Below are 22,643 nucleotides of genomic sequence, written 5' to 3'. Positions count from 1 at the left end.
GCCGGGCACGTCAAGGCCCTGTCCGCCTCCCGCGGCGGCTGGACCAAGGTGCTGTACAAGGGCAAGACCGGCTACATCTCCAGTGGCTACCTCAGCTACTCCAAGGTCGCCGCCCCCGCCCGCAACTCCGCCGCCTCGCGTTCGGCCAGCCGCGTCACCACGACCGGCTCGCTGGGCACCTGCAAGGCCTCCTTCTACGGCTACGGCTACCAGACCGCCAACGGCGAGCGCTTCAGCGCCTCCGCGATGACCGCCGCCCACAAGACCATGCGGTTCGGCACCCGCCTCAAGGTCACCAACAAGGCCAGCGGCAAGTCCGTCATCGTGCGCGTCAACGACCGTGGGCCCTTCGTCTCCGGACGCTGCCTGGACCTCACCACCGGCGCCTTCTCCAGGATCGCCAGCACCGGCTCGGGAGTCGTCACCGTCAGCTACCAGCAGGTCCGCTGATCCGGTCCCGCTGAGGCTCCGGCTCGCTCCGGAGCACACGGCTCAGCACGCAGAAGAGGGGGCCCGCCGATAATTCGGCGGGCCCCCTTCTTCTGCGTCTCAGTCCTCCGGGTCGCCCGAGTCCTCGGGCGTCGCCTGGGCCGCCGGGGCCGGCGCCGGGACGGTCCGCAGCTCATGGATGACGCCGTCGGCGTCCTGGTAGCAGACCACCTCGCGGCGCACCGGAACCTGGACGGTGACCATCTCGGTGATGACGTACTTGCGCAGCTTCGCACCGGCGGGCAGCACGACATCGCCTAGCTCGTCCGGCTCGGGAACGGCCCGCACCCCTTCGGGGTCGGCCTTGTCCACATCGCCCGGGTCGACGATGAGGGCGTCGAGCGGATCCACCTCATCGGCCTGGGAGGAGGCGTCCTCGCTCACCGCGGCACCGGTCATCCCGGCCACTCCGGCGACCGCGGCCGTCTCGGCCACATCGGCCGGCTCGACGGACTCCTCACCGGACTCCTCGGGTGCCTGCTCCGCCTCATCGGCGGGCTCGACGACATCCTCGGACTCGACCTGGTCGGCCGTCTCCTCGGCGTCCTGGTCGGCGGCGCTGTCGATCCCCGCCGTCTCCTCGGCCGACTCATCGCCAGCAGCCTCGACGGGCTGGACGTCGTCCGGGCCGTCGAGCACCGCGGCCTCCTCGGCCGGCAGCTCGTCGGTGGTCGACTCGGGAGCGGCGGGATCCTGGGACTCGTCGATCTCCTCGATCGAGCGGAACTCGTTCTCGTCGTCGGGCTCCTCGGCGGGAGCCTCCTGGCCGCCCAGCACGGGCTCGTCCAGGGCCGCCGGGTTCTCCTCGTCGGACTGCCTCTGGTAGGCCTCGTCCTCCTCGTCGGACTGCGCGTGGCTCGGGGTGACATCGTCACCGGCAGCCGCTTCGTCATGCTCCCCGGTGCCCGCCGAGGACCTGCGCGGTGGCCGGATCCCGTAGTAGCGGTACAGCGAGGTCTCCTGCTCCAGAGACAGGTCCTCGGCGTCCACCGCCGAGGGGGCTGCGTCGACGACATCCTTGGAGAACGGGATGGTCACGGTGTGCGCATCCAGGTCGGCCCCGCTGACCGGGATGTAGCACTCCCGATCCCCGTTGCGCACGGTGATGAAGGTCGGGGCGCCGGTCACATCGTCGGCAAAGATCTGCTCGACGGTGCCGACACTCTCCCCATCGGGTCCTACCACCGGAACATCGAAGAGCTCCTGAACGCTCTGCGGATCCATGGATCTGATGTCCATACGAGCTTGCCTCTCCTCGGGGGCCGGAGCGGGAAGTCAGTCACTCCGCACCACATGTGTGCCCACCGTTGCACGGATGGGCGATTCAGTCGAACCTCCGCGCCGGGCGCGCCGCCATGGGACCGGCCCTGAGCGGCCGGTCACCACGCGCCGCCAGCACGGCCGAAGACCTTTCACCGGGAACGTTACCGGGGTCCGCTGCGCGGTGCGCTCAGCGGTGAGTGATCGCCTCGACCATCCGTCCGGTCGCCTCGATGAGGAGGGCACGGGGGGTCGCCAGGTTGATCCTGGCGTGCCCGGCCCCGCCGGGGCCGAAGGTCGGACCGTCGTTGAGACGGATCCGCGCGTGCTCGAGCAGCCAGCTGCCGGCATGGTCGGGCAGCCCGGCGTCGCGCAGGTCGAGCCAGCCCAGGTAGGTCCCCTGGGGCACCGTGAAGTGCACCTCGGGCAGCCGGCTGGCCAGTGCGTCGTGCAACCACACGGCATTGGCCCGGATGTAGGCGTTGGCCGCGTCGAGCCACGGCTGGCCCGAGGTGAAGGCCGCCAGGTTGGCGGCCAGCCCGACCGTGGTGGCTCCCTCGGACTCCAGCTCGTGGACCCCCTTGACCCAGGCGCGACGGGTCTCGTCGGTGAAGAAGGTGATGAAGGCGGTCTTGAGGCCGGCCAGGTTCCACGACTTGGACGCCGAGGACACGTTCACCGAGCGCTTCGCGGCGAGCTCGGAGACCGAGGCGAAGGCCACATTGTGGCCCTCGGGGACCAACGGCCCGTGGATCTCGTCGGAGATGATGAAGGTGTCGTACTTCTCGGCCAGCTCGGCCAGCGGACGCAGCTCATCGGCGGTGAAGACCCGGCCCAGCGGGTTGTAGGGCTGGCTGAGGATCATCGAACGGGCCCCCTGGGCGAAGGCAGCCTCGATCCCGTCGAGGTCCAGGGTCGCCAGGCCGTCGGGCCCGGTGACCATCGGCACCGAGACGATCTCGCGGTGCTCCAGGCCCGGCACCTCCCAGAACGGCATGTAGGCCGGTGTCGGCAGCACCACCGGGGACCCCTCCGGGGAGTAGGTGCGGATCGCCAGCCTCACCCCGGTGAGCACGTCGGGCAGCAGCGCGACCTTGTCCGGGTCGACGTCCAGTCCCTCATGGCGGCCGGCCCATGAGGCCCAGGCCTCCTTGAGACCGTTGTTGCGCGGGTACCCGTAGGCCTGCTTGGTGACGACGTCCTGGATCGCCGCCTGCACCGGAGGGGCAACCGGGAAGTCCATCTCCGCCACCCACAGCGGAATGACGTCCTGGTCCACGTCCTTCCAGCGGCCGGTGCCACGGGCACGCAGCCACTCAGGGGTGGGGCTGTCGAAGTCGAACTGGGTCATCGTCTTCCTTTCCAAGAGGCGCGGGAGGTCCCGGTGCGCGGCACAAACGCTACGCCCGGGATCGGGGTCGCGACGCACCCCACGACGCGGTGGACAGACGGTGTCGTCGACCCGGGCGGCGTCTCCCGATCGCTCGACTCACCCGACCGTTGGAGGTTGCATGTCCTCGGCAACCGGTAGGATCGCTGCGTGATCTTCAAACGAGTCGGCGACTCTCGCCCCTACCCCGACCGCGGGTACGTGCAGAAGCAGTGGTCCGAGATCCCGCCTGTCCAGGTGCGTCTCGACCAGCTCGTCACGACGAAGAGCACCCTGGATCTGGGAAACCTTCTCGAGGACGACTCCACCTTCTACGGTGATCTCTTCGCCCATGTCGTGGCATGGCGTGGCGAGCTCTACCTGGAGGACGGCCTGCACCGTGCTCTGCGCGCCGCTCTGCAGCAGCGTCAGACGGTCCACGCCCGGGTTCTTGAGCTGCGCTGACCCAGAGCCTCCATGACCTCCGAATCCACTCGACGCTATCTTCGGATCGCCGCCACCCCCATCACCCTGCTGCTGCTGCTCGCACTGGTCGGGGTGGCCTTCTTCTTCGGTTGGAAGGGGTTGACGGCGCCGATGCCCGGGGATGTGGTGCCTCCCTGCGTGCCCACCGATGTCGGCAAGACCCTCACCACCAAGTCGGTGAGCGTCAATGTCATCAATGGCGGGTACACCCGCGGACTGGCCGGTGACGTCGGCAAGCAGCTCACCGCCAAGGGATTCAACGTCACCGACGTCGGCAACACCGAGGACCGCGTCAAGCAGACCGTCATCGTCGGAGTCGCCAAGGACTCCCCCGAGGTGAAGCTCGTGGCGGCCTTCTTCCCGAAGTCGGCCATCCAGGAGGACGCCACCAAGGTCGACCACTCGGTGACCGTCAAGGTCGGCACCACCTACGGCGGATTCAACGCCAAGGCGCCCACCTCGCTGCCGGTCACCGGCCCGGTCTGCCTGCCGGCTCCCAGCGCCAGCCCGACGCCGACGCCGGGATCGCCCTCACCGTCGACCCCCTCGGCCTCCCCGTCGGCCACCAGCTGAGGCCCCGGATCACTCCTCGGCGGTGATCCTCAGCCCGTGCCAACGGGCCAGCCGGCCGCCCCGGCCGATCTCGGTGAGCCTCTCCTGGACCTGACGACGATGCCTCTCCGGAGTCACCAGGAGCAGCTCGTCCCCGGGCGACAGGGCGGTGGAGGCCCGCGGCACGAAGGATTCCTCGCTGCGGATGATGAGCGAGATGAAGGCGTTGCGGGGCAGTCGCAGCTCCCTGACCGTCACCCCGACCAGGTGGGAGTCCTCGGGGACGTTGACCTGCAGCAGCACGGCGTCGATCTGGTCCAGCGGCGCGACCTCGATGTCGACGTCCTTGGCGGCGTCCGGATCCACCAGTCCCAGCAGCCGTCCCACCCAGGGCAGGGTCGGTCCCTGGAGGCTGGTGAACACCACCACGAACACCAGGACGATGTCGAAGACGTGCTGGGCCTCGTCGATCCTGGCGGCCATCGGGATGGTGGCCAGAATGATCGGCACCGCCCCGCGCAGCCCCGCCCATGACAGGAAGGCCTGGTGGCGCCAGGGGATCCGGAACGGCGTCGCGCACACGATCACCGAGACGGTGCGCGCCACGAAGGTGAGGAAGACCCCGGCGACGGTGCCCTGGATCACCTCGGCCCAGCTGAGACGGTCCAGGTCGGCCAGCAGGCCGAGCATCACGAACAGGCCGATCTGGGCCATCCAGCCGACCCCCTCGGCGAAGGACTCGGTGGCGTGCCGGTAGGGCAGGTCGCCGTTGCCGACCACCACGGAGGCGACGTAGACCGCGGCGAAGCCGGAGACCCCGATCCACACCCCCAGGCCGTAGGCGAGCACCCCCCAGGACAGGGCGGCCAGGGCGTACAGACCCGAGGAGGGCAGGATGGCCCGCCGGGTGATCCGCACCGCGACCCAGCCCACCGCCAGTCCCAGAAGGATGCCGCCGACCCACTCGTAGACCACCGATCCGATCAGCCCGGGAATCCCCCCGTGGGGCTGGTGGCCGCCGATCATCGCGGTCATGGCGATCACCACGAGAACGGTCGGGGCGTCGTTGAGACCGGACTCGGCCTCCAGCACCGATCTCACCCGGGAGGGCACCGGAACCCCCCGCAGCACGGAGAAGACGGCCGCCGAGTCGGTGGGCGCGGTAACCGCGCCGAGCAGGATCGCGACATTCCACGGCAGCCCGATGACGAAGTGACCGAAGACCGCCATCAGGCCGATCGAGACGCCCACCCCGACCGTCGCCAGCAGGCTGGAGACCGCGAGTGCCGGTTTGATCGAGGTCCACTTCGTACTCAGGCCGCCCTCGGCCAGGATCAGCACCAGGGCGGCGAATCCCAGGCCGTGGGCCATCGCCGCGTCATTGAACTGGATGCCGAACCCGACCGGGCCCAGCATCATCCCGACCAGCAGGAATAGCAGCAGGGCCGGAAGCCCGAGCCGAGAGCTGATCCGTGCCGCGAAGACCGCCAGTAGTGCGACCGCCGCCCCGATCAGGAGGTCGAGATCGAATATCGGCACGGTGTTATTCTGCCACCTCATGATCTGTTTCAACGATGTCGTCAAGGTCTACGACAACGGCACCCGGGCGGTAGACGGGCTGAGTCTGACGGCCCCGACCGGGCAGATCACGGTCCTGGTGGGGCCCTCCGGATGCGGAAAGACCACCTCGCTGAGAATGATCAACCGGATGGTGAGGCCGACCTCGGGATCCATCCAGATCGACGGCGAGGACGTCTCCACCCTCGATCCCACCGACCTGCGACGTCGAATGGGATATGTCATCCAGAGCGGCGGCCTGTTCCCCCACCGGACCGTTCTCGACAACATCACCACCGTCCCCCGGCTGCTCGGCACCGGCCGCCGGCAGGCCCGCGGCGACGCCCTGGAGCTGCTGGAGCGGGTCGGACTGGACGCCTCGCTGGCCCGGCGCTACCCCCGGCAGCTGTCGGGAGGCCAGCAGCAGCGCGTCGGCGTCGCCCGGGCGCTGGCCGCCGACCCGCCGGTGATGCTGATGGACGAGCCGTTCAGCGCGGTGGACCCGCAGGTCCGCGAACAGCTGCAGGACGAGTTCCTGCACCTCCAGGCAGATCTCGGCAAGACCATCGTGCTGGTCACCCATGACATCGACGAGGCGATCCGGCTCGGTGACCAGATCGCGGTGCTGAGGGTGGGCGGCACCCTGGCCCAGCAGGACTCCCCCGACCGGCTGCTGGCCGGCCCCTCCGACGACTTCGTGGCCGCCTTCCTGGGCCACGACCGCGGCTACCGAGGGCTCGCCTTCGCCCCGGCCCCCGACCTGCCGACCCACCAGGAGTCGACCGTGACGCTGGGAGCGCCCCACGACGGCGCCGTGACGGCGGCCGGCGGGGACCCCTGGCTGCTGGTGGTCGACGACGCCGCCTCCCCGCTGGGCTGGATCCGGCCCTCGGAGACCGGCGCCCGGGTCGGGAGGAACGACCTCCACCTGGGCGGCACGCTGGCCGAGCTGGGCGGACCGGCACCGGGGTCGGGATCGCTGCGCGCCATGCTGGACGCCGCGCTGTCCTCCCCCAGCCGGCGCGGAGTGGTCGTCGACCGGGACCACCGGCTCCTCGGCACGGTGCGCGCCGCCGATGTGCTCGCCGCGATCGAGACGGGCGGGCAGCGGCCATGAGGTGGTTCCTCGACCACACCGACCAGATCTGGCAGCTCACCGGACAGCACGCCGTGCTGGCCGTCCTGCCGCTGCTCATCGGACTGCTGATCGCCCTGCCGCTGGGCGGCCTGGCACGGGCCCGCCGGTCCCTGTACTCCCCGGTCGTGGTGACGGCGGGACTGCTCTACACCATCCCGAGCCTGGCCCTGTTCATCCTCATGCCGCTGGTGCTGGGCACCGGGATCCTCGACCCGGCCAATGTCGTGGCGGCGCTGAGCGTCTACACCGTCGCCCTGCTGGTGCGCACCGTCGCCGATGCCCTGGCCACCGTCCCCGCCGACGTCACCAGCGCGGCGCGGGCGATGGGGATCGGCCGGCTGCGGCGGTTCCTCACCGTGGATCTTCCGCTGGCCACCCCGGCCATCTCGGCCGGGGTGCGGGTGGCGGCGGTGAGCAATGTCTCGATCGTCTCGGTGGCCGCTCTGATCGGGGTGCCCCAGCTGGGTTCGCTGTTCACCGACGGGTTCAACCGGTCCTTCGTCACCGAGATCGTGGTCGGCATCCTGGCCTGCGTCCTGCTGGCGGTGCTGCTGGACGCCGTCATCGTCGTCCTCACCCGCCTGGTCACCCCGTGGCAGCGGACCCGCCCGGGGTGCGCCTCATGATCGGGCTGTGGCACTGGCTCACCTCCCCGGCCACCTGGTCGGGGTCCGAGGGCGCGTGGGCCCTCATCGGCCAGCATCTGGGCTACTCCGGGGTCGTGATGGGGCTGGCGGCGCTCATCGGCATCCCGCTGGGACTGTGGGTGGGCCACTCGGGCCGCGGCGGCTCCGCGGTGGTGAACCTGGTCAACGGGATGCGGGCGCTGCCCACCCTGGGACTGCTCTACGCCGCGGTGCTGGTCATCGGGCCGCGGCTGTCCGGCAGTGCGGCCTTCCAGGTCCCGGCGATCGGCGTCCTGGTGATCCTGGCGGTCCCGCCGGTGCTGGCCGGCACCTACTCGGGGATCGATGCCGTGCCGCCCGATGCCCACGACGCCGCGACCGGGATGGGGATGACCGGCTGGCAGCGGCTGTGGCGGGTGGAGGTGCCCTGCGCCCTGCCGCTGATCCTGTCGGGGCTGCGCTCGGCCGCGCTGCAGGTGATCGCCACCGCCACCCTGGCCGCCTATGTGGGGCTGGGCGGGCTGGGCTACTTCCTCCAGCTCGGCCAGGGCGCCCGGGACTACCCGATGATGGCCGGCGGATCGGTCCTGGTGGCCTGTCTGGCACTGGTGGTCGATCTGGTGCTGGCCGGCGTCCAGAAACTCGTCGTCTCACCGGGCCTGTCCCCGGAGTCCGACTCATCTGACCGCTGAACTGCTCGTGACCTGTCGGGCCCGGGTGCCACAATGGGCAGCTCATCGGCTCAGGAGGTCTCCCGTGTCCCGCAGAATCTTGGCGACTGCCGTCGCCCTCATCACCGCCCTCGTGCTGACCGGCTGCGGGGCGTCCTCGGATCCGCTGGCCTCCGGCTCGTCCGGCTCGGCCGGATCGGGGGGTTCGGCCGCCTCAGACACCATCGTCGTCGGCTCGGCGAACTTCCCCGAGAACGAGCTGCTCGCCGACATCTACGCCGGAGCGCTGCGCCACACCGGGGCGAAGGTGACCACCAGACTCAACATCGCCTCCCGGGAGACATACCTTCCGGCTCTGGAGAAGGGCGAGATCAACCTCATCCCGGAGTACACCGGCAATCTGGCCCGCTATCTCGACAAGACCGCCGCGATCACCGACTCCCGGACCGCCGACGCCTCATTGAAGAAGGCCCTGCCGGACCAGCTCGTCTCGCTGACCCCGGCCTCGGCGCAGAACAAGGACTCGATGGTGGTCACCAGAAAGACCGCCCAGAGTCTGGGTCTCAGCTCGATCGCCGACCTGTCCGGCAAGGCCTCCCAGCTGGTGCTGGGCGCTCCCCCGGAGTTCGCCACCCGGGTCGACGGGGTCCAGGGGCTCAAGCGCGTCTACGGTCTGTCCTTCAAGCAGTTCCGGCCGCTGGACGTCGGGGGTCCCCTCACCCTTCAGGCCCTCAAGGGCGGCCAGGTGCAGGTGGCGAACCTCTACACCACCGATCCCAACATCGCCGTCAACGACTTCGTGGTGCTCCAGGATCCCAAGAACCTGTTCGGCGCCCAGAACGTCGTCCCGGTGATGACCCGGTCGAAGGCCACCCCGGCACTCACCAGGAGCCTGGACGCCGTCTCGGCCAAGCTCACCACCCCGGTGCTGGCCGGGCTGGTCAAGAAGGTCGTCATCGACAAGCAGGACTCCTCCGCCGTCGCCCAGCAGTGGCTGGCCCAGAACAAGTTGGGATGACGCCGGGGCGACCACCGGGTGACCGTCTGGTGACCGTCCGGCCAATTCCGGGGCCGAGTGTGACGATCATCCGAGTGCCACGAAACACCGTCTGGACAATCGCGTAACCGCTCTGTTTCCGGAGCCTCTTCCGGCCGTCTGGAGCATTTCGTCAGGCTAGGTTCGGCCCTGTGGCTGAGCCACCGGGCAGCTGCAGGCACACACTGGAGAGGGCGCACATGTCGAGCGAGGGAGCAGACTCCGAGATCGTCAGGGGGATCGTCGAGGAGTCGGTACCGCAGTGGTCCCTCTGCGCACCGACCTGGGCCGCTGCGGTCTTCGACCGCAGCGGCGTCATCGCCTTCTCGTCGGCCGCCCGGGAGGGCTTCAGCGCGCCGGGACGAGGCGACGTCTTCCGGATCGCGTCGATGTCCAAGAGCTTCCTGGTGGCCTGCCTGCTGCTCCTGGTGGAGCGCGGCGAGCTCGATCTCGACGATCCGGTGAGCCGTTACGTGCCGGCCTTCGCCACCCCGATCGGCGAGGTCGTGACGGTCAAGATGATCATCTCGAACTGCTCGGGACTTCCCGAGGACAATGCCTGGTCCGACCACAATCTCGACATTCCGCGCCGGGAGTTCGTGGCCCTTCTGCAGCGCGGACTTCATTACACCGAGCCGCCGGGACAGACCTACCAGTACTCCAACATCGCTTTCACGGTCGCCTCGCTCATTCTGGAGGTGATCACCAGCGAACGCTACGAGAGCTTCCTGAAACGCGAACTGCTCAACCCGCTGGGTCTGGACGACACCCGTTACCGGGCCCAGGACTACGGCGACCGCGACACCCTGGCGAAGGGGTTCACGACCTTTGACCAGGGTGCCAGTTGGGTGGAGAGGGAGATGGCCGACTCCGGTGCGACCGCTCCGATCGGCGCCCTGTTCAGCACCGTCGACGACATCGCGCGATGGTCCGGATGGCTGAGCGAACCCTTCGAGAAGTCCGGTTTCGGCGGCGGTCAGAACGGCGAACCGCGGGTGAGCGTGCTGTCGAGCTTCTCCCGGGCCAGGATGCAGCGGATCCACACCGCGGTCGCCTCCATCGGCCCGCGCTGGACGTCGCCGCGCAACGACGCCATCGGGTACGGACTCGGGCTGATGGTGGAACGGGATGCCCGGTTCGGGACGATCGCCCAGCACTCCGGGGGGCTGCCCGGATACGCCGCCAACATGCGATGGCATCTGGACTCCGGTATCGGGGTGGTCGCCTACGCCACCGCCGACGGCCAGCCGGTCGCGACCCGTGCCGCCGACCTTCTGGACACCGTGCTGCACCGCCTCGATCTGCCGGCGCGCCGGATCAAACTGTGGTCGCAGACCTTCCAGGCGGCCCGCCGTGTCGACGCGATGCTGCACGCCAGCGGAGACTTCACCAAGGTCGCCGACCAGTTGACCGCCAACGTCTTCTACGACATTCCCGCCGATGTGCGACGCCGGCAGTTCAGGGACGCCGTCCGTCGGGTCGGCGGGCTCACCGCCAGTCCGGCCCCGCTGGCCTCACGGATGCTGTGGTGCGCCTCGGCCGCCCATCTGGTGTGGCGGCTGCCGGGTCAGGACGGTGATCTGCAGGTCCAGATCGAGTTGTCGGACATCGACCGGCGCCCGGTGCAGCGGATCATCGTCGAGCCGCTGGGGGCGGAGTTGGCGGGTCTTCCCGAGGGCCGGGATCTGGTGGTGCGTCACCACCGGCCTCTGCTGGGCTGAATCGATCGGGAAGGCTGACTCGGCTCGTCAGTGGCCCCGCGGACCATCCTCGTCGCGGGCCTCGCGCATCGACCGTGCGATGTCGGCACGGACACTCCAGAGTTCGTCGCACAGATCCAGGACTCGCGCCTCATCGGTCTCCAGGGTGCGACCGGCCGCCTCCATCCAGGCCAGGTCGAGGGAGGCGTCGATGACTCGCGACAGCGGACCAGGCTTCGGCAGACGTCTGCCATGGCCGACCCCGAGCGGGTCGCAGCCGTCCTGGTGCGTCGTGTCCATCACGTTCTCCTCTGGGTCCAGCGGACTGAAGACTGATGTCGGGTGAACGACCCGTGAGGTCACCACCGCACCATGACTTCGGATGGAGCTGTGAATGGCCAGTCTTGCCGAACCAGGAATGGAAACAAGGCTTGACACGTCCCCTATTCCGGTGACCGGGACAAACAGCCAGACATCACCCGCTATCTCACCCCCTCGGCGCACGTCCCTCTCTCCGGCCAACCCGATGAGGTCGGAGCGGTTCAACTACTACTCCTCCGTTCCGACCGCATTCGTCCGCCCCGTCGTCCTCCAGAAGAAGGTCGGCAACTCCTGGCGGACCATCTTCTCCGGGAGGACCGCAGCCTCCGGCAGATTCCGCTTCACCGTCCACACCGGATCCGTGGACACCCTGCGTTCCTACGCCGGTGCGATCAGCTACCGGGGCAGGGTCCATCCCGCGGTGGCCACCGCACCGGTCACCGTCAGACCGGTCGACCAGAAGGTCAGCCTGTCGGTGACAACCCCGGTGGGGCCACGACGGACACTGACGGCGACCGCAGTGACCTCCCCGGCACGGGCCGGTAGGGCCGTCTCCCTGCAGGCACTGCGGTCCGGCGCCTGGGTCACGATCGCCTCGGGGAAGCTCGCGGCCAACGGCCGGGGAACCTTCAGGACGACGGCTCCAGCCGCTGTGGGGTCGTACTCGTACCGGATCGTCGCCGGCAGATGGAACGGCGCCCCGAGCAGGGCCTCGGCCGTGGTGCGGGGGAGGGTCGCGGCTCTTGCACCGTCCTGGACCCCGTGCACGGCGACGGCCGTATGGGCGGTTCAGGGGCTCGACGACCGGGGCGTCTGGACGGTGGCCATGTGCGGGAACACGCTGACCTCGATGGGGCTGGACGGTCACAAGGACACGTGGCGGGTCCTGAAGAGGCATCGGTACGGAGCGTACGGACTGTCATCCGACAACAGGATTCAGCTCCGGGTCGACGACGCTCGGAACGGTGACTTCTACACCTTCAACAACCTCGGCCCCAACAAGAGTGTCAGACGGTGGCTGACGGTCACCAAGCGCTGGATCAGGTGAGCGCCGCAGTGGTGTCGGCCCCCGGCCCGGAGTCCCGGGAGCCGATGAGGTCCTTGCAGAAGAACAGCTCGGCGTCAGGATTGTCGTTGTAGCGATCGACGCGCCGGTAGCCGAGGTGGTCGTAGAGGGAGACGGCCTCGGCGAGGGCGCTGTTGGTGTCCAGGTAGAGACGTGCGTAGCCGCTGTCGCGGGCGAGGGTCTCAAGGCGGCGCAGGGTGCGCGATCCCAGGCCGGCACCGCGCCAGTCGCGATGAACCCACAGCCTCTTGAGCTCGCCGGCATCGGGGATGGTCGGCTCCGGGCGCAGTTCCCCGTGGGCGACGGGCTGTCCGTCGGAACAGGCGACGAGGTGGACGGCACCGGGGGTGACGGGTTCGGGTCCGGGATCCTGGTATCCCATCCGATCGTGCAGTTCGGCGAAGTACGCGTGCTGGGCGGTTCGCGCCCGGGGATCGTCGACGGGCACCTCGCAGAACTCGACCGTCGCGGCGCGCACCAGCAGATCTGCGGTCTCCAGAGCGTCGTGAAGCCGACGTCGCTGATGCGGGGTGAGGGGTGTCAGGAGTTCGCTCGCCTTGAGATCCGAGCGAGCCTCCATCTCCTGCCAGACCTCTCGTCCAGCGCCGGTGAGGCGGACGATGCGGCGTCTCCGGTCCGCTGGATCGGGAGTGGTGGTGACCAGCCCCTCGCGCTCGAGGCGACGCAGGGTCCGGGCCAACTGCCCAGAGTCCATCCCGAGCATCTCTCTCAGGACGGCCACCGCGATGGAGTCGACAGCCCCGATCTCATAGAGCAGCCGGGAGACCGACAGCGGCCGTCCCATCCCGAGGAAGGAGTCCTCCAGAACGCCCACGCGTTGGGTGTAGATGCGGTTGAAGTGCCGGAGCACCGCCAGATCGTCCACTTACCTGACAATAGTCAGACACCTGGACAGGGGCAACGGTTGCTCCGTCCCGGCCTCCCCACCCAGGAGGGCTGATCGACGGCGACGACGTTGATCGTCCAGTCACTGTGGTCGATTTCGCCATGCTCGGTGTCGAGGTAGTCGCGGACCTGCTGCGCGGCGTCGGCAAGGGTGCGGGACTGCGTGACGTGATCATCATTCATCCACAGCTCCCATCCCAGCTCCCACCGGGTGGCGGTGACAGAGACAGTGCTCATCGGTTGTCCTCTCTCCGAGGAAGACAGCACCTGGTCACCAGGATGACCCCTGCCGCCGTGGGAGATACGTGGGAGATACGACCCGATATCAGCCTATATGGCCCTACCCCAGCAACCGCGCCAGAGGCAACGAAAAAGCCCCTGACCAAGAGTTCACCTGGTCAGGGGCTGGTACCGCATGGCGGTGACGGAGGGATTTGAACCCTCGGTAGCTCTCGCTACACCCGCTTTCGAGGCGGGTACTTTCGGCCGCTCAGACACGTCACCGTTACTCAACATATCGGACCCCCGCGTCCCGACACAATTTCGCGGCGCGGGATCCGGCGCCCGTGCCGGCCCGACAGTCAGTCCCGCAGGTTCCTGGCCGACTCCCCTGCCGACTCCCAACTGGGTTCCCCCGCCGACTCCTCGGTCGTCCCCTCGGCATCACCGGTGCCGTCCGCACCGGCCGGCCGGGGCCTGGTGTCGAACCGCCTGGCGACGACCAGCGCCAGCCCGATGTAACACACCAGCAGCCCGGCCATGATGAGCGACATCACGTACATCGTCTTCACGATGTCGTGGTGCGTCATCGCCAGATAGGCCAGCGGCACCGCCGCGTAGACGCTGGCGAAGGCCAGCGCCACCCCGTTGTTGCGGGTGACGATGAACATGTTCGAGATCGGCGAGGTGATGAAGTTCACGTAGAGCCAGGGCACCAGGGCCACCGCGATCCTGGCCGACATCGCGTAGGCGTCGCCCATCAGCCACGGCAGCACCGGCGGGATGAGGAAGTACAGCGCCGCGAAGGGCACGATCCCGATGATCGCCGAGCGGACCACCGAGGACCGGACGCTCTTGAACATCCGACCGGCGTCGGTGACCGACAGGCGCTGGAAGAAGACCTGGGACATCGCCGAGTTGATCACCGAGGCCGGGACCTGCATGAGCGACCAGGCCATGTTGAAGGTACCCAGGGTGGCCCTGGAGAAGTACAGCCCGATGGACAGGTTGATGCCCTGCAGCCGCAGCGCGTCGACGATGGCGTTGGGGGCGGTGAGCAGCGGCATCTTGAGATAGCGCCGGAGCAGCGTCCGCAGCGGAACCTGGGACTCCGGGATGGACTTGAGGTCCTTGCCGAGCCGATGGCGGAAGTTGCCGAGAGCGGCCACCTCGCCGAGCAGGGTCGCGGCCAGCTGGCCGAACCCTCCCAGTCCGGCGAAGGCCGCCACGATGCGGCCGCCGGCGGTGACCGACTGGTTCCACACGGCATTGGTGCCGATGACGCCGAACCGTTTGCGCCGGTTCGCCCAGTAGTTGACGATCGCCAGCTCGGCGAAGGTGAAGATGATCGGCCCGACGGCCAGCATCCACCAGCGCGCCTGAGGGGCCCCCAGGGCATTGGCCAGCAGGCCTCCCACCGGGATCATCACGATCATCGCGAGCACCGACATCACGGCGTTGATGAGGGTCGCCAGCCGGAAGATCCTCTTGGCCTCGCCGTCGTCGCGGGGAAGCACAATGGCCATGTCGTAGCGCAGCGCCGCCACCGGGATGACGAACTGGGCCACCGCCATGATCGCCGCGTAGATCCCCCACTCGGCCGGCGCCACCCGGTGGGTGACGTACAGGGTGGCCACCATGGCGATCAGCTGGGCCACCCCGGTGCCCGTCATCACCTTCATCACCGAGGCGAGGAACTCGTGCCGGACGAGGAATCCTCTGGTCCTCACGAAGTGCTTCGGGCTGTCCGCGGGAGTCGACGACGCGGCCTCCTCCCGGCTCTCGCCGGCCTGCGAGGCGCTCTGCTCTCCCGATCTGCTCACCCGCCCAACGGTATAGGACGGGCCCGGACCCTCCCGGTGCGGCTCAGCGCCGCTCGCCGAAGAATCCGCTCAGCAGGGCCGCCGACTCGGTGGCCATCACCCCGCTGACCACCTCCACGCGGTGATTGAGCCGCGGGTCGCGGACCACATCCCACAGGGAGGCGACCGCTCCCGCCTTCGGGTCGAAGGCGCCGAACACCAGACGGGGGACTCGCGCCGCGACGATCGCCCCGGCGCACATCGTGCAGGGCTCCAGGGTCACCACCAGGGTGCATCCCGACAGTCGCCACCCCTCATCGGTGAGAGTGCGCATCCGCTCGGCCCCGCGCCGGATGGCGAGCACCTCGGCATGGGCGGTGGGATCCCCGGTCCGCTCCCGCTCATTGGCCGCGCTGGAGACCACCGACCCGTCGGGGCCCAGCAGCACCGCACCGATCGGGACGTCCCCCCAGCTCGGCGCGCGGGCGCCCAGATCCAGGGCCAGACGCATCGCCGACCGCCAGCCCCTCATCGGGGCCTCTCGCTCGGCCGCGCCCCCCGATGCCCCCTGCCCCTCAGCGGGTCGAGTCACCTCAGCGGATCGAGGGAGAGGCGTGCTCGAACTCGCGACCGTAGTTGATCCGCCGGGCGATCCGGGCGAGCACCTCGTCGGAGTCCTCGTCGAGTTCGGCGTAGGCCTCCAGGTCGAACTCGCTGATCCCGACGTCGGACATCAGCCCGAGATCCCCCATCGCCTCGGAGTCCTCGTCGGGATCGGGGATGTCCTCGCCGAGGTAGTCGGCGACGTCGCGGGCGATCGGCCAGTCGTTGGCCTGGACGGCGTCAGACAGGAAGACCCCGACATTGCGGCCTCGGGCGCGCACGATGATGAAGAACTGATGATCGATGGAGACCATCCCGACCACCCCGGCGTCACCGGGCAGTCGGCGCAGCTGGGTGATCAGTTCATCGAGATCGTTGGCGAGCTGCTTGTCCAGGGAGACGGCGATCCGCTCGCCGTCGTCGTTGTAGAGGGCCACCACCAGGTCGATCTCGTCGTCGCTGGCGTCCTCCAGGTCGTCGAGGTCGTCGTAGTCCTCGTCATCATCGTCGTCATCGGCGTCGTCGTCCTCGGAGTCATCCTCGTCATCGTCATCATCGGCGTCGTCGTAGTCGTCGGTGTCGTCGTCCAGATCGTCGTAGTCCTCATCGGGCAGATCGGCGCCCTCGAGGTCGTTGACGTGATCGTCGGCATGCTCGGAGACCGCCGATGCCTCGGCGTGATCCTTGTCGAACGAATCCACATCCTCGTCATTGAACGGGCACACAACGTCCTCCTCTGGCCGATCGCCTACCCATGGTGTCAGACAATGCCGGCCGATCACACCCCGGCGGGGCGAAAAGCTCGGGAAATCGCCCGCCCCGGGCGTTCTGCCGGCCCAACCACGGCCCGGTGGTCATGCGATGGCTCCCGGTGTGGGAAGGTGGGGCCCGTGGAACTGCACGTCATGGACCATCCGCTCGTCTCACACAAGATCACTCTGCTGAGGTCGGTCAACACCTCCAGCCCGGAGTTCCGTCATCTCGTCGAGGAACTGGTCACCCTGCTGGCCTACGAGGCAACCCGCCATGTGCGGGTCGAGCCGACCACGGTGCAGACCCCGATCGCCGAGGCCCACGGGGTCGCACTGTCCCATCCCAAGCCCCTGGTGGTGCCGATCATGCGTGCCGGTCTGGGAATGCTCGAGGGCATGATGCGCCTGATGCCCAGCGCCGAGGTCGGCTTCGTCGGGATGACCCGCGACGAGGAGACCCTCCAGCCGATGACCTACGCCGAGCGACTGCCGCACGACCTCACCGGCCGTCAGTGCTTCGTCCTCGACCCGATGCTGGCCACCGGCGGATCCCTGGGCGGCGCGGTCGAGTTCCTGGTCCGACGCGGCGCCAACCACATCACCTGTCTGTGCATCCTCGCCGCCCCCGAGGGCATCGAGCACTTCCGCGAGCTGGTGCACGAGCTCGGGGTGCCCACCAACCTGGTGGTCGCCGCCGTCGACGATCACCTCAACGAGCGCGGCTACATCGTCCCGGGTCTGGGAGATGCCGGAGACCGACTCTACGGTCTGGCCGAGTGAGCCTGTCATGGCTGGAGAGGACACACCGGAGAACCTTCCGCCGGGACGGATGCCGACCACACGTGGCGGCGTGATCCGCTCCTCGGATCTGGAACCGCTTGCCGCATTCCTTGACCGAGTTCCCCGGCCCGGAATCGTGCCTCTCTGTTGGCACTGGTGCCAACTACTGGACCCTGTTGACCCTCGGCTGCTCGACGGCGACGGATTTCTGATCGGTGGGATGGCGACCCCCGACCGCGGGATGACCAGAATGTTCGCTGGTGGCCGTGTTCACACGCTGCGGCCGTTGCGACTCGATGTCGAAACCACCCGAACAACCCGGTTCTCCAGCGTGATCTCCAAGAAGGGCCGCCACGGCGAGTTCCAGCTCGTCACACTGACCTCCACCTGGGTCCAGGAGGACCAGAAAGCACTCGTCGATGAGCAGGACTACGTGTTCACCACTGCTCCATCCCCATCTCGACCGTCAGTCACTGATACCCCGTTGACCACTCAGCCGACCGAGCCGGGCGGTCAGCTTCGTCCGGGCCAGATATACGTCTCCGAACCCATGCTGGTCGCTTTTTCAGGCCTGACCGCGAATCCCTATCGGCTTCACTGGGACAGGGACTTCTGCACCCGCGAAGGGCACCCGGGACTAGTCATTCACGGTCCGCTTCAGGCCCTGTGGCTGGCCGACGAGTTCACCCGCCGGGATGTTGATGGCGTGGGCCGGACATTCTCATACAGGCTCACCGCCCCAGCCACCGCACCCTCCGTCATGACCGTCGATCAGACCCGAGACGGTGGTATGGAGGTCCGGCGCTCAGACGGAACAGTGACCGCCATCGCAACCTTGATCTGATACTGGACAAGGCTCTCAGCGGGCAAGACCCTCGATCACCTCGGCGTGCGGCAGGGCCAGCAGAGCCTCGCCGGGCAGCACGAGCTTGGCGGAACGAGTTCCCGCCCCGATGCACACCTCTGTCGCGCTGGCGACGGCCGGATCAATCCAGATCGGCCAGTCATCAGGCAGTCCGACGGGGGTGATGGCTCCGTACTCCATTCCCGACTCGGTGGTTGCCTCGTCCATCGGCGCGAATGACGCCTTACGGACATCCAGACGCTTCCGGACAAGCTTGTTCACATCGACACGGGTGGTGGCCAGCGCCAAGCATGCGACGGTTCGGGTGATCGCCCCCCGGTGGCCCCGCACGATGACGCAGTTACCACTGGTCGACTCCGGCTCACCGAAAGCCGTGCACAAGGACTCGGTGTCGGACAACCCAGGATCGATCGAGAAGACCCGCGCCTGGGGGACCAGATCGATGAGTCGCCGAACCGGCTCCCCGAGAAGCTCGGGATGGTCGACGGCGGGGAACTGGGGAAGGGAGTCGAACATGTCCCGAGCATATGCCGTGCTCCTCCTCCGAGTGCTGCTGCCGGGCACCGCATGCCCCGCATCGCGATGCGCTCAGCCTCGGCTCGAAGCTCTGACCATCGTCACATCGTCACGGCTGCGGGTGAGCTCCTCAGCCGTCTCGCTCAGCGCCTTTCGCACCGCACGGACTGCCGACGACTGTCGGGCCGACCTCCTCGTCGCAATGAAGATCGTCCGCCGGAGATCCACTCCACGCACCGGAAGGCCGACGATGGCCGGCTCCTGCGCTGCGAAGAGAGCTGGCAGGAGTGCAATCGCCCGACCCGAGCTCACCAGAGCACTGAGGATGAGCGCATCATCGGAACGATGGTCGATCCGCGGATCGAAACCGCCGATTCTGTTGCACACGTTGCGCAGGTAACTCTCCAGTCCTGTTCCCAGATGTCCGGTCGCCCAGGCATGGTCTCGAAGGCTCACAAGGTCCACCGAGCTGGGCATTGTGGACGCCCACCAGCCAGGAGCCACTCCGACGACCATCCTCTCCCTGAGCAGGTCGTGACGATCGTCCTGGGCCTGACGTCCGACTGGCAGTGGTTCGTACTCGATACCCACGACCAGGTCGACGAGATGAGCTCGCAGATCATCCATCGCCGGCGCAGTCTCTGCCTGTACGACACTGACGTGAACCTCGGGAGAATCCTGCGCCAAACGGTTCAGCGTCCCCGCCAGAAGTGCTATCGCCGGCGTCTGCACGAAGGTGATGCGAACGTCACCTCCGGTTGTGTTGCCAACCGCTGCCACCTGGGCCAGGGCTGCCTCGTCAGCTGCCATGGCCTTCTCCGCATGAGCCGCCAGGATGACTCCCGCAGGCGTGAGCGACACGGATCGCCCGGCCCGCTCCAAGAGCGGAGCACCCACCTCACGTTCAAGTTCAGCCAGCTGCGCGGACACCGACGAATGGCTGTAGGAGAGGGCCTCGGCCGTCGCAGCGATCGTTCCACTGCGAGACAGCTGATACAGCATGATCAGTCGGCGCAGTTCCATGCGTCGGATATTACGACGCTTTGAGGTCAGCCATCAACGCTTGTTCTGAGCAATCGGTCGCGAGGATACTGGGGCACCGTGATGATGTGGATTGCTGCGTCCATTGCGGCTCTCATGATGCTTGCCGCAACCGCTGCCGAGCGGCGCCTGGGGCCCACGGCCGGGGGGTGGATCACCGCGCTGCCCACCGCATTCGCTGTGACACTGGCCGCAACCGGCGTCGAGTCAGGGTGGAAGACGACCGCAGCGCTCGCCGAGAGTTCCGCCATTCACGTGACGGCACAAGTTGCGTTCGGCATCGTCACGGGCCTAGCAGTGATCAAGCTCGGACCGTGGATCGGAGCGGTAGCCGGTGTGGCAACCTATGTGTCCTTGTCAGCTGTCGTTGTGATGGTCCCTCGTGGTCTGTGAATAGCCACAGCCATCGTGCTTCTGCTGGCAGGTGTGGTGATTCCACTCCCGGTGAGTAGGAGTACCAGCGCACCACCTCGCCGGACCACGACCATCATTGTCTGTTGCGCCGCGGCAGCAATCGTGCTGGGCACCATGAGCGTGAGCCGTGCCCTTGGCCCCACAGCGGGCGGGGCCGTCGGGGCATTCCCCACGATGTGCGTGGCCCTGGCTGTCGCAGTGATCGCCGAGAGTGGCAATCGTGCCGGAGGAGCTGTCCTGACCGGCATGGTGAAATGTCTGCCCTGCTATTTCGTCTTCGCACTGAGCGTGAGCGGGCTGGCGCCACTGATCGGCCCATGGTCGATTCCAGCGGGGATTCTCACGGGGCTTGCAGCAGCAGCACTGGCATGGCTGATCGGCACTCCGTCGCGAATTGTGTCGACCGTGCACGTGCTCAACCGACGACGGCTGGTACCGATACGTCACTCGTACCCGGGCCAGAGCTCGGGCATGCAGCGGCGCGGCGGTCCGTCAGGACCCTCGATGCCGCCCCAGGACCGATCATCGCGTTCCGTCTAGACTCCACCCGGGCGCCGATCCCGCGATCGTGGCCAGGAGGAGAGCAGATGAGCGCCGACAACACCCGGCCCACCACCGACGACAGCCACGCCAGCGGCATGGGCGCGATCATCCTCGAGGGCGGGACCGCCTTCCGGGTGTGGGCTCCACACGCCACCGCCGTCGACGTCACCGGCTCCTTCGACGACTGGTCGGCCCTGCCCCCGACCACTCCCGCGAACCCCACAGACAGGCGAACTGCCGAGAAGGCGGCGCCTCCGACCGCAGACCACACCCTGACCAGCGAGCACAACGGCTACTGGTACGGGGAGGTCCTTGGAGCCCGCGTCGGCCAGGAGTACCGGTTCGTCATCCACGCCGAGGACGGGCGCCTGATCAGCCGCATCGACCCCTACGCTCGGCACGTGACCAGCTCGGTCGGCAACGGCATCATCGTCGATCCCGACGCCTACGACTGGCGCGGCGACGACTTCACCATCGCCTCCCTCAACGAGCTCGTCATCTACGAGATGCATGTCGGCACCTTCTTCGACGAGGATCCCGGCGACGACCACCCGGCCACCCTCGACGATGTCGAGGACAAGATGGGCCACCTGGTCCACCTGGGGGTCAACGCCATCGAGCTGATGCCCCTGGCCGAGTTCGCCGGGGACTTCTCCTGGGGATACAACCCGGCCAACATCTTCGCCGTCGAGAGCGCCTACGGCGGCCCGGAGAAGCTGCGCGATCTGGTGCGGATCGCCCACAGCCACGGCATCGCCGTCATCATCGACGTCGTCTACAACCATTTCGGCCCCTCCGACCTGGACCTGTGGCAGTTCGACGGCTGGAGCGACAACGACAAGGGCGGGATCTACTTCTACAACGACTGGCGGTCCTCCACCCCGTGGGGCGACACCCGCCCCGACTACGGCCGCGGCGAGGTGCGCCAGTTCATCCACGACAACGCCATGATGTGGCTGCGGGAGTACCACGCCGACGGCCTGCGGCTGGACATGACCCCCTACATGCGCAGCGTCGACGCCACCGTGATGAACATCCCCGACGGCTGGAGCCTGTCGCGCTGGATCAACACTGACATCCGGCAGCTGGAGCCCACCCGTTATGTCATCGCCGAGGATCTGCACGGCTACCCCCCGGTGGTCTCCACCGGCGAGGACGGGGCCGCCTTCCACGCCCAGTGGGACAACCACTTCGTCCATCCGGTGCGCGCGGCGGTGATCGCCGCCGACGACCGGGCCCGCGACATGGGGGCGATCCGCGACGCCGTCGAGTTCAGTTACGGGGACGCCTTCTCCCGGGTGATCTACACCGAGTCCCACGACGAGGTGGCCAACGGATCGGCGCGGGTCCCCGAGGAGATCGACGCCGACGACCCCGACGGCTACTACGCCCAGAAGCGCTCCACCCTGGGAGCGGCCCTGGTCTTCACCGCCCCCGGGGTTCCGATGATCTTCCAGGGCCAGGAGTTCCTCACCGACGGCTGGTTCCGCGACACCGTTCCCCTCGACTGGCACCGCGATCAGAAGTTCCGCGGGATCGTGCGGCTCTACGCCGACCTCATCGACCTGCGTCTGAACCGGGCCGGGTTCACCAAGGGCCTCTGTGGTCAGCACGTGGCCACTCTCCACAACAACAACGACACGAAGGTCTACGCCTTCCACCGCTGGTACGACGGGGGCCCGGGCGACGACGTCGTGGTGGCGGTCAACCTGTCCAACATCAGCTGGGGCGAGTACACCATCGGGATGCCCTGGCCGGGCCGCTGGACCACCCGGCTGGACTCCGACGCCACCCAGTACTCCCCCGATTTCATCGGCGAGGAGGTCCCCGAGGAGGTCGAGGCCCTGGCCCAGAGCTACGACGGCCAGCCGGCCCGCGCCACCCTGGTCCTGCCGCCCTACTCGGTTGCCATCCTGTCGCGGGACTGAGCG

At 68.1% G+C, this 22,643-nt stretch carries 24 protein-coding genes and 1 tRNA gene; 13 read left to right on the top strand and 12 right to left on the bottom strand.

The window, feature by feature from the left end:
• The coding region (locus H590_RS18825; protein ID WP_211221174.1) for a septal ring lytic transglycosylase RlpA family protein at positions 1-450 on the top strand (450 nt) is incomplete at its 5' end.
• 99 nt (positions 451-549) lie between these two features.
• Here H590_RS18825 and H590_RS17070 read toward each other — a convergent pair.
• Entirely contained in the window at positions 550-1,728 is a 1,179-nt protein-coding gene (locus tag H590_RS17070) for a PRC-barrel domain-containing protein (protein ID WP_028702107.1), read from the bottom strand.
• Positions 1,729-1,939: 211 nt separating this feature from the next.
• Complete coding sequence (locus H590_RS14190; RefSeq protein ID WP_028702106.1) at positions 1,940-3,100, bottom strand: MalY/PatB family protein; 1,161 nt, start codon at positions 3,098-3,100, stop codon at positions 1,940-1,942.
• 189 nt (positions 3,101-3,289) lie between these two features.
• Between H590_RS14190 and H590_RS0101160 the strand changes: the two genes are divergently transcribed.
• The gene (locus tag H590_RS0101160) at positions 3,290-3,583 is read left to right on the top strand and encodes a type II toxin-antitoxin system VapB family antitoxin (RefSeq protein ID WP_028702105.1); all 294 of its coding nucleotides are present in this window, start codon (positions 3,290-3,292) and stop codon (positions 3,581-3,583) included.
• A 12-nt stretch (positions 3,584-3,595) separates the two neighbouring features.
• Complete coding sequence (locus H590_RS0101155) at positions 3,596-4,177, top strand: LytR C-terminal domain-containing protein (protein WP_028702104.1); 582 nt, start codon at positions 3,596-3,598, stop codon at positions 4,175-4,177.
• Between the two features lie 9 nt (positions 4,178-4,186).
• Here the strand turns inward: H590_RS0101155 and H590_RS0101150 are convergent, their stop codons facing one another.
• Positions 4,187-5,716, bottom strand: a complete 1,530-nt coding sequence (locus H590_RS0101150; protein ID WP_036980366.1) for a potassium/proton antiporter — start codon at positions 5,714-5,716, stop codon at positions 4,187-4,189.
• Here H590_RS0101150 and H590_RS0101145 point away from each other — a divergent pair.
• From H590_RS0101145 to H590_RS14180, 5 genes are all read left to right on the top strand, one after another.
• On the top strand, positions 5,715-6,830 hold the full coding sequence (locus H590_RS0101145) for an ABC transporter ATP-binding protein (RefSeq protein WP_028702102.1): 1,116 nt from the start codon (positions 5,715-5,717) through the stop codon (positions 6,828-6,830). The genes H590_RS0101150 and H590_RS0101145 overlap by 2 nt on opposite strands.
• Positions 6,827-7,477 (top strand): ABC transporter permease, encoded by a 651-nt coding sequence (locus H590_RS0101140; RefSeq protein ID WP_028702101.1) that lies wholly within the window; start codon positions 6,827-6,829, stop codon positions 7,475-7,477. Before H590_RS0101145 ends, H590_RS0101140 begins: the two co-directional genes overlap by 4 nt.
• Entirely contained in the window at positions 7,444-8,169 is a 726-nt protein-coding gene (locus H590_RS14185) for an ABC transporter permease (protein ID WP_232020906.1), read from the top strand. The genes H590_RS0101140 and H590_RS14185 overlap by 34 nt, the downstream gene beginning before the upstream one ends.
• 64 nt (positions 8,170-8,233) lie before the next feature.
• Positions 8,234-9,166 (top strand): ABC transporter substrate-binding protein, encoded by a 933-nt coding sequence (locus H590_RS0101130; RefSeq protein ID WP_028702100.1) that lies wholly within the window; start codon positions 8,234-8,236, stop codon positions 9,164-9,166.
• A 218-nt stretch (positions 9,167-9,384) separates the two neighbouring features.
• A complete protein-coding gene (locus H590_RS14180; protein WP_051238031.1) occupies positions 9,385-10,905 on the top strand; it encodes a serine hydrolase domain-containing protein in 1,521 nt (506 codons plus the stop codon).
• Between the two features lie 27 nt (positions 10,906-10,932).
• On the opposite strand, the gene H590_RS0101120 is transcribed toward H590_RS14180, so the two are convergent.
• Positions 10,933-11,184 carry a hypothetical protein gene (locus tag H590_RS0101120; RefSeq protein WP_028702099.1) on the bottom strand — a complete coding sequence of 84 codons (252 nt, stop codon included), beginning with the start codon at positions 11,182-11,184 and terminating at the stop codon, positions 10,933-10,935.
• Positions 11,185-11,410: 226 nt separating this feature from the next.
• Between H590_RS0101120 and H590_RS0101115 the strand changes: the two genes are divergently transcribed.
• Positions 11,411-12,253, top strand: coding sequence for a hypothetical protein (locus H590_RS0101115; protein ID WP_028702098.1), 843 nt, complete (start codon positions 11,411-11,413; stop codon positions 12,251-12,253).
• On the opposite strand, the gene H590_RS14175 is transcribed toward H590_RS0101115, so the two are convergent.
• The 6 genes from H590_RS14175 to H590_RS0101085 all read right to left on the bottom strand — a co-directional run bounded on the left by H590_RS14175 (position 12,246) and on the right by H590_RS0101085 (position 16,415).
• Complete coding sequence (locus H590_RS14175) at positions 12,246-13,157, bottom strand: bifunctional helix-turn-helix transcriptional regulator/GNAT family N-acetyltransferase (RefSeq protein WP_051238030.1); 912 nt, start codon at positions 13,155-13,157, stop codon at positions 12,246-12,248. The genes H590_RS0101115 and H590_RS14175 overlap by 8 nt on opposite strands.
• Positions 13,158-13,171: 14 nt before the next feature.
• Positions 13,172-13,360 (bottom strand): hypothetical protein, encoded by a 189-nt coding sequence (locus H590_RS18820; RefSeq protein ID WP_211221173.1) that lies wholly within the window; start codon positions 13,358-13,360, stop codon positions 13,172-13,174.
• Between the two features lie 233 nt (positions 13,361-13,593).
• Positions 13,594-13,681: transfer RNA gene (locus H590_RS0101100), tRNA-Ser, on the bottom strand.
• 77 nt (positions 13,682-13,758) lie between these two features.
• Positions 13,759-15,081, bottom strand: a complete 1,323-nt coding sequence (locus H590_RS14165; protein ID WP_414973657.1) for a lipopolysaccharide biosynthesis protein — start codon at positions 15,079-15,081, stop codon at positions 13,759-13,761.
• A 181-nt stretch (positions 15,082-15,262) separates the two neighbouring features.
• Positions 15,263-15,709: a nucleoside deaminase gene (locus H590_RS0101090; RefSeq protein WP_028702097.1), complete on the bottom strand. Its 447-nt coding sequence runs from the start codon at positions 15,707-15,709 to the stop codon at positions 15,263-15,265.
• An 82-nt stretch (positions 15,710-15,791) separates the two neighbouring features.
• The gene (locus H590_RS0101085) at positions 15,792-16,415 is read right to left on the bottom strand and encodes a tRNA adenosine deaminase-associated protein (protein ID WP_028702096.1); all 624 of its coding nucleotides are present in this window, start codon (positions 16,413-16,415) and stop codon (positions 15,792-15,794) included.
• A 291-nt stretch (positions 16,416-16,706) separates the two neighbouring features.
• On the opposite strand from H590_RS0101085, the gene upp reads away from it, so the two are divergent.
• Both upp and H590_RS0101075 read left to right on the top strand, forming a co-directional pair.
• A complete protein-coding gene (gene upp, locus H590_RS0101080) occupies positions 16,707-17,333 on the top strand; it encodes a uracil phosphoribosyltransferase (protein WP_028702095.1) in 627 nt (208 codons plus the stop codon).
• Positions 17,334-17,382: 49 nt separating this feature from the next.
• Positions 17,383-18,177 carry an HTD2 family dehydratase gene (locus H590_RS0101075; protein ID WP_028702094.1) on the top strand — a complete coding sequence of 265 codons (795 nt, stop codon included), beginning with the start codon at positions 17,383-17,385 and terminating at the stop codon, positions 18,175-18,177.
• Between the two features lie 15 nt (positions 18,178-18,192).
• On the opposite strand, the gene H590_RS0101070 is transcribed toward H590_RS0101075, so the two are convergent.
• Complete coding sequence (locus H590_RS0101070; RefSeq protein ID WP_028702093.1) at positions 18,193-18,714, bottom strand: YbaK/EbsC family protein; 522 nt, start codon at positions 18,712-18,714, stop codon at positions 18,193-18,195.
• Positions 18,715-18,786: 72 nt separating this feature from the next.
• Complete coding sequence (locus H590_RS14160) at positions 18,787-19,737, bottom strand: LysR family transcriptional regulator (RefSeq protein WP_051238028.1); 951 nt, start codon at positions 19,735-19,737, stop codon at positions 18,787-18,789.
• A 78-nt stretch (positions 19,738-19,815) separates the two neighbouring features.
• On the opposite strand from H590_RS14160, the gene H590_RS0101060 reads away from it, so the two are divergent.
• Positions 19,816-20,148, top strand: coding sequence for a hypothetical protein (locus H590_RS0101060; protein WP_028702092.1), 333 nt, complete (start codon positions 19,816-19,818; stop codon positions 20,146-20,148).
• 608 nt (positions 20,149-20,756) lie between these two features.
• A complete protein-coding gene (locus H590_RS0101055; protein WP_051238027.1) occupies positions 20,757-22,640 on the top strand; it encodes an alpha-amylase family glycosyl hydrolase in 1,884 nt (627 codons plus the stop codon).
• Positions 22,641-22,643 lie beyond the last annotated feature (3 nt).

The organism is Acidipropionibacterium jensenii DSM 20535 (assembly GCF_000425285.1).
Classification (GTDB): Bacteria; Actinomycetota; Actinomycetes; order Propionibacteriales; family Propionibacteriaceae; genus Acidipropionibacterium; species Acidipropionibacterium jensenii.
The sequence above is the reverse complement of the archived record's forward strand: the minus strand, read 5'-3'. Positions and strand labels throughout refer to the sequence as shown.

Coding starts and splice junctions, on each gene's coding strand:
- H590_RS17070 (WP_028702107.1), bottom strand. CDS start 1,728: ATGGACATCAGATCCATGGATCCGCAGAGCGTTCAGGAGCTCTTCGAT.
- H590_RS14190 (WP_028702106.1), bottom strand. CDS start 3,100: ATGACCCAGTTCGACTTCGACAGCCCCACCCCTGAGTGGCTGCGTGCC.
- H590_RS0101155 (WP_028702104.1), top strand. CDS start 3,596: ATGACCTCCGAATCCACTCGACGCTATCTTCGGATCGCCGCCACCCCC.
- H590_RS0101145 (WP_028702102.1), top strand. CDS start 5,715: ATGATCTGTTTCAACGATGTCGTCAAGGTCTACGACAACGGCACCCGG.
- H590_RS0101150 (WP_036980366.1), bottom strand. CDS start 5,716: ATGAGGTGGCAGAATAACACCGTGCCGATATTCGATCTCGACCTCCTG.
- H590_RS0101140 (WP_028702101.1), top strand. CDS start 6,827: ATGAGGTGGTTCCTCGACCACACCGACCAGATCTGGCAGCTCACCGGA.
- H590_RS14180 (WP_051238031.1), top strand. CDS start 9,385: ATGTCGAGCGAGGGAGCAGACTCCGAGATCGTCAGGGGGATCGTCGAG.
- H590_RS0101120 (WP_028702099.1), bottom strand. CDS start 11,184: ATGGACACGACGCACCAGGACGGCTGCGACCCGCTCGGGGTCGGCCAT.
- H590_RS0101115 (WP_028702098.1), top strand. CDS start 11,411: ATGAGGTCGGAGCGGTTCAACTACTACTCCTCCGTTCCGACCGCATTC.
- H590_RS18820 (WP_211221173.1), bottom strand. CDS start 13,360: ATGAATGATGATCACGTCACGCAGTCCCGCACCCTTGCCGACGCCGCG.
- H590_RS0101090 (WP_028702097.1), bottom strand. CDS start 15,709: ATGCGTCTGGCCCTGGATCTGGGCGCCCGCGCGCCGAGCTGGGGGGAC.
- upp (WP_028702095.1), top strand. CDS start 16,707: ATGGACCATCCGCTCGTCTCACACAAGATCACTCTGCTGAGGTCGGTC.
- H590_RS0101075 (WP_028702094.1), top strand. CDS start 17,383: ATGCCGACCACACGTGGCGGCGTGATCCGCTCCTCGGATCTGGAACCG.
- H590_RS0101070 (WP_028702093.1), bottom strand. CDS start 18,714: ATGTTCGACTCCCTTCCCCAGTTCCCCGCCGTCGACCATCCCGAGCTT.
- H590_RS14160 (WP_051238028.1), bottom strand. CDS start 19,737: ATGGAACTGCGCCGACTGATCATGCTGTATCAGCTGTCTCGCAGTGGA.
- H590_RS0101055 (WP_051238027.1), top strand. CDS start 20,757: ATGAGCGCCGACAACACCCGGCCCACCACCGACGACAGCCACGCCAGC.